The sequence below is a fragment of the Nonomuraea sp. 3N208 genome, from assembly GCF_052245935.1.
Classification (GTDB): Bacteria; Actinomycetota; Actinomycetes; order Streptosporangiales; family Streptosporangiaceae; genus Nonomuraea.
Window position 1 is genome coordinate 1 of the sequence record NZ_JBQQBR010000123.1, and the last position, 2,881, is coordinate 2,881.

Sequence of the window (2,881 nt, forward strand, 5' to 3'; positions counted from 1 at the left end):
TCGTGGGGGTGCTCGGGGGTGACGTCGTGGGGGGTGCGGTGGGGGGTGGGGTGGGGCTCTGGGCGATCGCGGGCGCGCTCATCAGTGAGAGCGGCAACGTAAGAGCCGCGATCAGGGCAGCGCGGCGGCGCGTCCGGGCGGATAAGCCGGACGCTGGTCGTGATGTGTTCACTCGAACCTTTCGAGATAAAGCGACAAAACGGAGTGATCATCACATAAAGTCGAACTAAAAGTAAAGATCGTTTCAGTGATGGAAAGAACGCGTGCCGTTAGCTAACCGCAGCCCATCGGCCCCTGTCCCGCTCGGAAACACGGTTTCATACTGTGAGCTGAAAAGCGGACGGTCGCGATCAGCAGCCTCATTGACGGACAGCATCGCCTGGCGGAGCGTGGATAGATGGAGTCCACCATCGTCAAGACCTTTCGGGGCCATGACCTCAACCTGTTCCCCAACGACACGGATGGAGCCGCTGGCCGGTGCAGCGCGTATGGAGAAGCAGGGCATGTGGGGAGTCAGCCGCCATGACGTGCTGCTCGAAGAGAAGGACGGAACCCTGGTGCATTGGCGGTTTGCACACGGTGGACGCGGACCCAGATTGATGCGATAGGGCACCTACGACGCCACGGATTCTCCAACTGACGGTGCTCCTACTGCCCACACAGACGACGGATAGGGGCGCTCGTTGAGTTGCAGACGCTCACAAAGGACTGCTCAGACCGCCTCCATGCTCTGCCCTTGTTCCGTGGCTGTTCCGTGGGAGCACCGAACCGCAGCTTCAGCAGTTGACCACGGGCACTTTTACTCCGGGTGGCCGAGTGCCGCGAGTGCGGGAGCTGACGAACCCCATCGAGGTCATTGGCGTTCACCCGAAGCCCCGCAGATCGGACAGCGAGGACGCGGCGGGCGGGGTTTGAGTCCCGGTGTATGTGCCGCGCGACATCGACAACGAGCTTCGCCGAGAGTTGCGTTCGGGAGGTGGCGTGCCACACTGAGTGCATGAGGCGGCGGCGGGCTTTCCACGCGAAACCTTTCGGTCGCTGGGGCGGTCGTTCTCGCTATTCCTGTCATCCTTCTCATGGCCGCCTACTGCACGTCTCTGTGGGCCGGCGTGCCGACCGTGCTCCACATGGACCCGAGAGTTCCGGACGAGATCATCCAGGAATACCAGGAATCTGTGGCGACCAAACGGAAGCGCCTCATGGTCGCCTTGGCGCTGACCATTATCTCGGCGATAAGCGTGGGCATTTCCGTAGTTTCTGTCTTCTCGGCGTACAAGAGCTAGGCGGAGCAGGCGATGTGGCAGGAGTATCTCTACCTCCCTCCGGGCGTTGACGGCCAGCTCAACTGGATCGGCGGTTTCATACAGCTGGACGAGACCGTTGAAGAACATCAGGAAATCGCGGCGCTCGCCAAGGAAGCCGTGGACGGGCGCGGTGAGCGGGAGCAGCCTGAACATGAGACGTCCAATCCCACCATTGACCTTGATTCGGAGCGTGGACGCCCGCTGAGCACGTACTGGCACGAGGTCATGCATTATGTGCAGACGACCACGATGAGTTATCTCTATAAGTGGACCTATATTCTGCTGGAGAAAATGCTCTACGCCGTCAGCGAGGCTAGCGGGCAAAGCGTGGAAGAATTTGTCGCGAGCGGCCGCCTGGTCGTTGACGTCGATAAGCTCCGTCCGGTCGGCAAGGCGATTGCCGAAGATCTGCTCGGTCATCTCGACGGGCTCGACGCGCGCGGTGCCAGCGGGCTGTCGCCGCGAATGATCTTCGAATCTCACGCCTTCATCACGCAGTGGCGGTTGAACCACGGGAGGACAGCGGACTCCGGGAGAGCGCTGACTATTCGGGAGCTGCTGAGCCAATTCTGTCCGTCGGACACCTACCGCGTCGCCTACGACTTTGTGCGGTACCACTTCGGCGAGGATCCTGCCGAGATGATGTTCCTTCCCGCCGCCGCGCTCTCCCTCTGCACCGCCGATCCCGTGGCGACGTTCGAGCGGATCGTATTTGAGTCGGCTACCGACACGGAACTGCATGCCGCCATCGATTCTGTCGACGCAGACCAGGTGTATCAGAAGCTGCGTCAGCTGGCCACCGCAGACCATTATGAAACCGCACCGCATACCTTTCTCGCGAACCCGGAACGCCGCCACCCGATCTACACCGCGGCGGCCGAGCGCCTCGTCGAGCACGCTCAGCTCGTGGATGATTTCTTCCGGGCGCCAGAGATCTACATTCATCAGGTCCTCGATGCCGTGACGCACCCGGCCATCTTCGGGTCGCCGACCGCCGACGGCATCCCTTTCCTGGACGTCCCTGAGCAGTTGGACAATGCCGAGGGACGTGCCCTGCTGGAAGCGGCGGCTGGCTTCGCGGCGGCGGCCAACGCCGTCCTTGGATCGGCGTACGACTATGAAAGCATCAGCCCGCGCCAGGAAAAGTCGCTGCACTGGCTCACCCGTCCGTCAGTATCCATTCACGCCTGCCGTTGAGCTGGGGTCTGGTTTGGGGGAGACGCGCCGGTTTCTGGTGAATGCAGGATCTTGGGATGGGTCGTCGTAGTTTGAGCTCGTGTCCGCCCCCGGGGAGCTCGGCCGTGAGGAGCTGTTGGCTGCTCTGGACGAGCTGCGGGCCGCGGTCGCGGAGCGGGATGCCGTGATCAGGGCGTTGCTGGCTGAGGTCGAGCAGCTGAAGCGGCGTGCGGGGATGGATTCGTCCAACTCCTCGATGCCGCCGGGTTCGGATGGTCCGGCGTCTCGGGCCAAACGCGCCAAGAAACCGAAGAAGCGCTCGCCCCGGCCGCGCGGTGGGCAAGCCGGGCACGAGGGGCATGCGCTGGCCTGGCGGAGCGACCCGGACCAAATCACCATCA

Annotated in this window: 3 protein-coding genes; all 3 read left to right on the top strand. The window is 62.7% G+C overall.

Annotation, left to right across the window (positions count from 1 at the left end; genetic code table 11):
• The first annotated feature begins 1,076 nt into the window (after positions 1-1,076).
• A complete protein-coding gene (locus tag ACTWPT_RS59705) occupies positions 1,077-1,283 on the top strand; it encodes a hypothetical protein (protein WP_443186427.1) in 207 nt (68 codons plus the stop codon).
• Positions 1,284-1,295: 12 nt separating this feature from the next.
• Positions 1,296-2,501: a hypothetical protein gene (locus ACTWPT_RS59710; RefSeq protein ID WP_443186428.1), complete on the top strand. Its 1,206-nt coding sequence runs from the start codon at positions 1,296-1,298 to the stop codon at positions 2,499-2,501.
• 79 nt (positions 2,502-2,580) lie between these two features.
• Positions 2,581-2,881 (top strand): DUF6444 domain-containing protein (locus ACTWPT_RS59715; RefSeq protein ID WP_443186429.1); only part of this gene is annotated, 301 nt, incomplete at its 3' end.

Coding starts and splice junctions, on each gene's coding strand:
- ACTWPT_RS59710 (WP_443186428.1), top strand. CDS start 1,296: ATGTGGCAGGAGTATCTCTACCTCCCTCCGGGCGTTGACGGCCAGCTC.
- ACTWPT_RS59705 (WP_443186427.1), top strand. CDS start 1,077: ATGGCCGCCTACTGCACGTCTCTGTGGGCCGGCGTGCCGACCGTGCTC.